6 protein-coding genes and 1 pseudogene are annotated in these 7,742 nt (G+C 62.5%); 4 read left to right on the top strand and 3 right to left on the bottom strand.

Annotated features, from left to right (window positions below):
• Nucleotides 1–396: 396 nt before the first annotated feature.
• Nucleotides 397–1,398: an NADP-dependent oxidoreductase gene (locus ACF8EF_RS03100; protein WP_230064502.1), complete on the bottom strand. Its 1,002-nt coding sequence runs from the start codon at nt 1,396–1,398 to the stop codon at nt 397–399.
• Nucleotides 1,399–1,575: 177 nt separating this feature from the next.
• Here ACF8EF_RS03100 and ACF8EF_RS03095 point away from each other — a divergent pair, with 177 nt between their 5' ends.
• The gene (locus ACF8EF_RS03095; RefSeq protein WP_209964279.1) at nt 1,576–2,337 is read left to right on the top strand and encodes an SDR family oxidoreductase; all 762 of its coding nucleotides are present in this window, start codon (nt 1,576–1,578) and stop codon (nt 2,335–2,337) included.
• A 143-nt stretch (nt 2,338–2,480) separates the two neighbouring features.
• Here the strand turns inward: ACF8EF_RS03095 and ACF8EF_RS03090 are convergent, their stop codons facing one another.
• Nucleotides 2,481–3,224 (bottom strand): outer membrane beta-barrel protein, encoded by a 744-nt coding sequence (locus tag ACF8EF_RS03090; RefSeq protein ID WP_176685809.1) that lies wholly within the window; start codon nt 3,222–3,224, stop codon nt 2,481–2,483.
• 405 nt (nt 3,225–3,629) lie between these two features.
• Here ACF8EF_RS03090 and ACF8EF_RS03085 point away from each other — a divergent pair.
• A pseudogene (locus tag ACF8EF_RS03085) lies at nt 3,630–4,661 on the top strand (methyl-accepting chemotaxis protein); the annotation flags it as partial.
• A gap of 27 nt (nt 4,662–4,688) precedes the next feature.
• Nucleotides 4,689–5,570 (top strand): methyl-accepting chemotaxis protein, encoded by an 882-nt coding sequence (locus ACF8EF_RS03080; protein WP_370844823.1) that lies wholly within the window; start codon nt 4,689–4,691, stop codon nt 5,568–5,570.
• A gap of 104 nt (nt 5,571–5,674) precedes the next feature.
• On the opposite strand, the gene ACF8EF_RS03075 is transcribed toward ACF8EF_RS03080, so the two are convergent.
• Nucleotides 5,675–6,865: a benzoate/H(+) symporter BenE family transporter gene (locus tag ACF8EF_RS03075; RefSeq protein WP_176685807.1), complete on the bottom strand. Its 1,191-nt coding sequence runs from the start codon at nt 6,863–6,865 to the stop codon at nt 5,675–5,677.
• Nucleotides 6,866–7,009: 144 nt separating this feature from the next.
• Here ACF8EF_RS03075 and ACF8EF_RS03070 point away from each other — a divergent pair, with 144 nt between their 5' ends.
• Nucleotides 7,010–7,612: a glutathione S-transferase family protein gene (locus tag ACF8EF_RS03070; RefSeq protein WP_176685806.1), complete on the top strand. Its 603-nt coding sequence runs from the start codon at nt 7,010–7,012 to the stop codon at nt 7,610–7,612.
• Nucleotides 7,613–7,742 lie beyond the last annotated feature (130 nt).

The following is a 7,742-nucleotide window of genomic DNA, read 5'->3' as shown; positions in this document are numbered from 1 at the left end:
TCGATGTGTGTCCCCCGCGAATACGGGGGCGGGGGCAACGGTGGACGGCTGGTGGAAATTGGCCGGCAGGCCCGGCCCTTTCGCGGGTGAACCCGCTCCTACGACGGGCTGTGCCGGGCCACCGATGTGTGTCACCGCGAATACGGTGGCGGCGGCAACGGTGGGCGGCTGGTGGAAATTGGCCGGCAGGCCTGGCCCTTTCGGGCCACCGATGCCTGTGTCGAACCATTGATGTGGCTGCACCCTCGATCCGTGTAGGAGCGGGTTTACCCGCGAATACGGTAGCAGCGGCAACGGTGAACGGCCGGTGGAAATTGGCCGGCAGGCCCGGCCCTTTCGCGGGTAAACCCGCTCCTACGACGGGCTGTGCCGGGCCATCGGTGCCGTGCAGGGCGTTTAAACCTTCAACACCAGCTTGCCAAAATTCTCCCCGCTGAACAGCTTCAACAAGGTCTCCGGGAAGGTTTCCAGCCCTTCCACCACATCCTCTTTGCTCTTCACCTGCCCGCTGGCCAGCCAGCCGGCAATCTCCAGCGCGGCTTTGCCGTAGTCTTTGCTGTAATCCATCACCACAAAACCTTCCATGCGCGCGCGGTTCACCAGCAGCGACAGGTAGTTGGCCGGGCCTTTCACGGCTTCTTTGTTGTTGTACTGGCTGATCGCGCCGCAAATCACGATGCGTGCCTTGAAGTTGATGCGCGTCAGCACGGCATCGAGGATGTCGCCGCCCACGTTGTCGAAGTACACGTCTACGCCTTTGGGGCATTCGCGCTTCAGGCCGGCCAGCACGTCTTCGGCCTTGTAGTCGATCACGCCGTCAAAGCCCAGTTCGTCCTTCAGGTACTGGCACTTCTCGGCACCGCCGGCAATACCGACCACGCGGCAGCCTTTGATCTTGGCAATCTGCCCGACAATGCTGCCCACCGCACCGGCCGCGCCGGAGATGACCACGGTGTCGCCAGCTTTGGGTTGGCCGACGTCCAGCAGGGCAAAGTAGGCGGTCATGCCGGTCATGCCCAGCGCTGACAGGTAACGGGGCAGGGGGGCCAGCTTGGGGTCGATCTTGTGCAGGCCCTGGGGCTCGCCGGTGAAGTAGTCCTGCACGCCGAGGGCGCCGCTTACGTAATCGCCGGGCTGGTAGCCGGGGTGATTGGAGGCAACCACCTCACCGACGCCCAGCGCACGCATTACCTGGCCCAGGGCCACGGGCGGGATGTAGGACTTGCCTTCGTTCATCCAGCCACGCATGGCCGGGTCCAGCGACAGGTACAGGTTGCGCACCAGTATCTGGCCTTCGCCGGGTTGTTCGGCGGGTACGGTCTCGAAGCTGAAGTCGTCACGGCGCACGGCGCCGACCGGGCGTTTGGCAAGCAGGAAGCGGCGGTTGGTCTGGGTCATGGCGGGTCCTTGTGGGCTGTGGAGGGCGTAAGGCGTTCAATCTACCTTGTTGATGAAGGCGGTTGCTTAAAATCACTGACAAGCATGGTAGCCCAACCGTTGCTGTGATGATGCTGCCCGGCCGAGTGGTGGCTGACTATGCTCTGACCCCTACCCAAACCCTCACAGGAGCACGCGATGAGCATGACCTTTTCTGGCCAGGTAGCCCTGGTGACCGGCGCGGCTGCTGGGATCGGCCGGGCAACCGCCCTGGCGTTCGCCCACGAGGGCATGAAGGTGGTGGTGGCCGACCTCGACCCGGTCGGCGGCGAGGCCACCGTGGCGCTGATCCACGCGGCGGGCGGCGAAGCGCTGTTCATTGCCTGCGACGTTACCCGCGACGCCGACGTGCGCCAGTTGCATGAGCGCCTGATTGCCGCGTACGGCCGGCTGGACTACGCCTTCAACAACGCCGGGATCGAGATCGAGCAACACCGCCTGGCCGAAGGCAGCGAAGCGGAGTTCGATGCCATCATGGGTGTGAACGTGAAGGGCGTGTGGTTGTGCATGAAGTATCAGTTGCCCTTATTGCTGGCCCAAGGCGGTGGGGCCATCGTCAATGCCGCGTCGGTGGCGGGGCTTGGGGCGGCGCCGAAGATGAGCATCTACAGCGCCAGCAAGCATGCGGTCATCGGCCTGACCAAGTCGGCGGCCATCGAGTACGCCAAGAAGGGCGTCCGCGTGAACGCCGTGTGCCCGGCCGTGATCGACACCGACATGTTCCGCCGCGCCTACCAAGCCGACCCGCGCAAGGCGGAGTTCGCCGCAGCCATGCACCCGGTGGGGCGCATTGGCAAGGTCGAGGAAATCGCCAGCGCCGTGCTGTACCTGTGCAGTGACGGCGCGGCGTTTACCACCGGGCATTGCCTGACGGTAGATGGCGGGGCCACGGCGATCTGAGTGGATGCCGTGCGGGCTGCTTCGCGGGCAAGCCCGCCCTTTGCAATTGCGATCACCAGGCCAAAGCCCACCATGTCGCGCATGGACAGGATGGGCGTGCCCAGGCCTTTCCTGAGCAAGCCGCGCAGGCAGCTGGCCCCCGGCTAAAAGCTGACGCCTATCTTCAAGCCATACTCGTCACGGGTTTGTTCGTCCGAGGCGGTCATCTGGAACTGCCCGTCCAGTTCATAGTTGTAGCGGCTGAAGTAAAGCGAAGCGTATACCGGCACAGTACCGTGTTGGTTGAAGAGCACGCTAAGTTCGGCAAAGGGGTTGGTGGTATCTTTCAAATCAACCTCTTCACTGCTGATGCCATGTATTTTCAATTGCGAGTCGCCATTGATGACCTGGCGTATGCCCGCTTCGAAACGCAGGGTGGCATTATTGAAGCGGTAATTGTACCCCGCTGCGAGCTTGGCGAATGGCGTGCGGTTGGTAAGGTCGACATCATGACGGCTGGTATTGGGTTCCAGCCGGTTCCATTTGTAGCCGGCGCCCAGCAGCAGGTCGACTGAATGCCGTTCCGCCAGCGCCAACCGCCAGCCCAGGTCCAGGTCGGCCTGGCCGTCCTTGAGCTTCTGGTCATGCTGTTTCGAGTACATGCCGCTGGCTTCGGCCTGGTAGACAAGGCCTTGCCTGGCCGTCATCTTGTTGCCGTAATTGATGAATAAACCACCTTCGGGCATATCTTCGGTGTCATCCTTGGGGCCGTTCAATTCCAGTTGGGTGTAGCTCCCTTGTAGGCCGAGGGTGAATATCGGTGCGGTGGAAGTATCGGCATATCCAACGGTTGGCACAGTAAACAGCAGCAACGGGGTGACCACAGCAGTAAACATGGCTGTTTTCATTACAAACTCCAGGGTGCACTGCAGGTCCGGAGAACGGGCCAGTTACCGATCACGATAGCGACGTTTTTAATGTGTGCAGGGGTATTTAAAAAAATTTCAATACCCTCTGTTTGGCGCAAATTTAATGGCGTCAATAGTGTTTTATAAAGTGTGGATTGGAATAAATTAATGGCTTACTTGCGTCGATTTAATATGGGAAAGCACCGTCGCAGGCTGAGGGGCGGGCTATCATTGATGGCCTAGTGATATTGCTTACAGCGGGCACTGAAAGCGACCCCTTTGCAGCCAAAAACGACAAGACATAGCTATTTGACACTATTCTGGCGCCACCCCCTTGTTCATTGGCAGGCAACGTTGCCACCCTTAGCCTTCGGGATAACCTCACTGGCTGAAAGGGGATCGGTGATGGGCGCGAGCAAGCACGGTGTGCTGGCCAACCTGGGCATGGCCCGCAAACTTGGCCTGGGTTTTGCCTTGGTGCTGCTGCTGACGCTGGCGGTGGCGGCTATCGGCGTTGTGGCGTTGCAAAGCGTTGGCCAGCGCTTCGACAGTTTGCGTCAGCTGGCCCAGTTCAATACCGACTTGCTGCGTTTGCGCGAGCATGAGCAGGCATTTGCCCTGCGCTCCGACATTCAGCAGGCCGACGCCTTGCGTGGCGGCCTGCAGGGTTTGGTCGAACGCGCCCAAGGCCTGCCGGCGCTGGCCGCGGCGCAAACCGATCTTGCCGCCTATGGCCAGGCATTCGAAGCCTTTGTCGAGGCTGTGCAGGCCAAGGAGCTGGCGCTGGACATGGCCAGCTGGTCGGTGTCCAACGTCTCCAATAACCTTGATGTGCTGCAGGCCGGCCTGGCCGATGACGGCGCATATACCCTCAAGCAGTCCCAAGGCCAGCAGGGTAGCGAGTTTCTTGAGCAAGCCGCGCAGGTGGCCCAGGTGTCGCGGCTGATGCTGCAGGCCATGGACGAAGCACGGGTGCGTCTGGATAAAAGCCGCAAGGGCGAGGAGGGTGTGAGCCAGGAGCGTATTGCCCAGACGGTGGAGGCCGCCGGCCTGGTCAGCCAGTTGCAAGGCGCGGTTGGCGATGCCGGTTACCAGAGCGTGCTGGGTGAAGTGGCTGGGCACATTGGCAGTTTCTCGGAAAAACTCAACGAATACACCGACCAGCTGGCCCGCGAGCAGGGGCTCAAGGCGCAGTTGCAAGCCAGCGCCGAGCGGGTGACCGGGCGTGTCGACCAAGCCTACCTTGGGCAGGAGCAGGCCCTGCAAGGCGAGCTGCAGCGTAATGCCCTGGCCATCGGCCTGGCGACGGCGCTGGCGTTGCTTGTAGGCGTGTTGGCGGCCTGGCTGATTACCCGGGCTGTGGTCGGCCCGTTGAAGCATGTGATTGCCCGCGCCCAGCGCATTGCGGCGGGTGAACTGGGCTTCGACGCCCAGGCGCCGCGCCGGGATGAGGTGGGGCAACTGATGCAGGCCATGCAGCAGATGGCGGCGGGGCTTTCGGGCATTGTCAGCGGCTTGCAGCAGGGCATCGAACAATTGGCCGGCAGCGCCCAGGCGTTGTCGACGGTGACCGAGCAGACCAACCGCGAGGTGGGCAGCCAGAAAGAGGAAACCGAGCAGGTCGCTACCGCCATGCAGCAGATGACTGCCACCGTGCACGATGTGGCGCGCAATGCCGAGGAGGCGGCGCAGGCGGCCCAGGCGGCGGACGAGAAGGTCGACTCCGGTCAGCAGGTGGTACGCCAGAGCATGCAGCGCATCGAGCAACTGGCGTCGGCGGCAGAAGCTGCCAGCGCCGGCATCGACAGCCTCAGTGCCGAAATCCACACCATTGGTGACGTGCTGGAAGTGATCAAGAGCGTGGCCGAGCAAACCAACCTGCTGGCGCTCAATGCCGCCATCGAGGCTGCCCGCGCCGGCGAGCAGGGGCGTGGCTTTGCCGTGGTGGCCGATGAAGTGCGCGCGCTGGCGCGGCGTACGCGGCAATCCACCGAGCAGATCGAAACCTTGGTGGCCAGCCTGCGCGGCAATGCCCAGCAGTCGGTGGCGCAGATTCGTGGCAGTACCGAGCTGGTACGGCTGGCCGTGGCCGATGCCCTGCAGACCGAAAGCGCGCTGGGCAGCATTGCCGCAGCGGTGTCATTGATTCAGCAGATGAACCAGCAGATTGCCGCAGCCGCCGAGCAGCAGAGTTCGGTGGCGGAAGAGATCAGCCGCAGTGTCACGCAGATTCGCGGCAGTGCGGACCAGGCGGCATTGGCGATGCAGGACAATGCCCGGTCCAGTGTCGAGCTGGCGCAACTGGGCACCGACCTGAAGGGCATGGTGGGGCATTTCAGGTTGTAATCTCGTTGTCTGTGCCGGCCTATTCGCGGGTAAACCCGCTCCTACAAAGCCCGTCGTAGGAGCGGGTTTACCCGCGAATAGGCCACCCCAGGCAACAACAACCCTCACCCCCTACGCGGGTTAAGAATCACCAAAGCCAACACCCCCGCCACAATCCCCCAGAACGCCGAACCAATCGAAAACAAGGTCAGCCCCGAAGCGGTCACCATAAAGGTGATCACCGCTGCCTCTCGCTCGCGCGCCTCGCTCATGGCCACGGTCAAACCGTTCATGATCGAGCCAAACAGCGCCAGTGCCGCGATCGACAGCACCAGCTCTTTCGGCAATGCCGCGAACAGTGCCGCCAAGGTGGCCCCGAACACACCGGCAATGCCGTAGAAAATCCCGCACCACACCGCCGCGGTGTAGCGTTTGTTCGGGTCTTCATGGGCATGCGGCCCGGTGCAGATCGCCGCGCTGATCGCCGCCAGGTTGACCCCATGCGAGCCGAACGGCGCCAGCACCAGCGAGGCGAAGCCGGTGGCCGAAATCAGCGGCGAGGCCGGTACCTGGTAGCCGTCGGCACGCAGTACGGCCACGCCGGGCATGTTCTGTGAGGTCATGGCCACCACGAACAGCGGAATGCCGATGCTGATGGTTGCCGCCAGCGAAAAGCTTGGCGTGGTCCACACCGGCTTGGCCACTTCCAGGTGGAAGCCGCTGAAGTCCAGCAGGCCCAACGCGCCGGACAATGCTGTGCCCACCAACAGCGCGGCCAGCACGCAATAGCGCGGCGACAGGCGTTTGACCAGCAGGTAGCTGAAGAACATGCCCAGTACCAGCAATGTGCGGTGCTGCGCGGCCACGAAGATTTCGCTGCCGATCTTGAACAGGATGCCCGCCAGCAGTGCCGAGGCCAGCGAGGCCGGAATGCGCTTGACCAGGCGCTCGAAGCTGCCGGTCAGGCCGCACGCCAGCACCAGCAAGGCACAGGTAATGTAGGCACCAATGGCCTCGCCATAGCTGACCCCACCCAGGCTGGTGATCAGCAGCGCCGCGCCGGGGGTGGACCAGGCGATGGTGATCGGTGTGCGGTAGCGTAGCGACAGGCCGATGCTGCACACCGCCATGCCGATCGACAGCGCCCAGATCCATGACGAAATCTGCGCGGTGGTCAGCCCGGCTGCCTGGCCGGCCTGGAACATCAGCACCAGCGAACTGGTATAGCCGGTGAGCATGGCAATGAAGCCGGCGACCACCGCCGACGGGGAGGTGTCTGCCAGGGGCCGCAGACGTGCGGAAGTGGCATCGGTCATGAACAAAATCCTTGTAAAGGTGTAAGCAGTTTTTTCAGACTACAGCGAGCAAGGTTGATCCTTGCCATACAGCGGCCATTGCTTTTAGCCGTACAGTCGCCACATATTGGGCGCAATTGCGAAACTGCTTTGCAGGGAGGGTCGATGTACAAGGTCTATGGCGACTACCAGTCGGGTAACTGTTACAAGGTCAAGCTGATGTTGAGCCTGCTGGGCCGGCCGTATGAATGGCACCCGGTGGACATTCTCAAGGGCGAGACCGAAACGCCCGAGTTTCTGGCGATGAACCCCAACGGCAAGGTACCGGTGCTGGAACTGGAAGACGGTAGTTACCTGTGGGAGTCCAACGCCATTCTCAACTTCCTGGCCGATGGCAGCGAGTTCCTGCCCAGCGAGCCGCGCCTGCGTACCCAGGTGTTGCAGTGGCAGTTCTTCGAGCAGTACAGCCACGAGCCGTATATTGCTGTGGCGCGGTTCATCCAGTTCTACCTGGGCCTGCCGGACGAGCGCCTGGACGAGTACCGCAAGTTGCACAAGGGCGGCTACAAGGCGTTGAGGGTGATGGAGCGACAGTTGCAGATGACGCCTTACCTGGTGGGTGAGCAGTACTCGATTGCCGATGTGGCGTTGTATGCCTACACCCATGTGGCGCAGCAGGGCGGGTTCGACCTGGCAGAGTACCCGGCGGTAAGGGCCTGGCTGGAGCGGGTCAGCAGCCACCCGCGGCATGTGCCGATGGTGGGTTGAAAACCGACCTGTTTTCCAGGCGCTTGCGCAATCCTTGTGGGAGCGGGCGTGCCCGCGAACACGGGCGCAGCCCGTGCCAACCACCGCGGTGTCTGCTTCGCGGGCTCGCCTGCTCCCACAGGGATCTGCT

Source organism: Pseudomonas sp. zjy_15 (genome assembly GCF_043101865.1).
Taxonomy (GTDB): Bacteria; Pseudomonadota; Gammaproteobacteria; order Pseudomonadales; family Pseudomonadaceae; genus Aquipseudomonas; species Aquipseudomonas putida_Y.
Note: the sequence above shows the minus strand (reverse complement) of the source record. Positions and strands in the feature narration are given on the sequence as shown.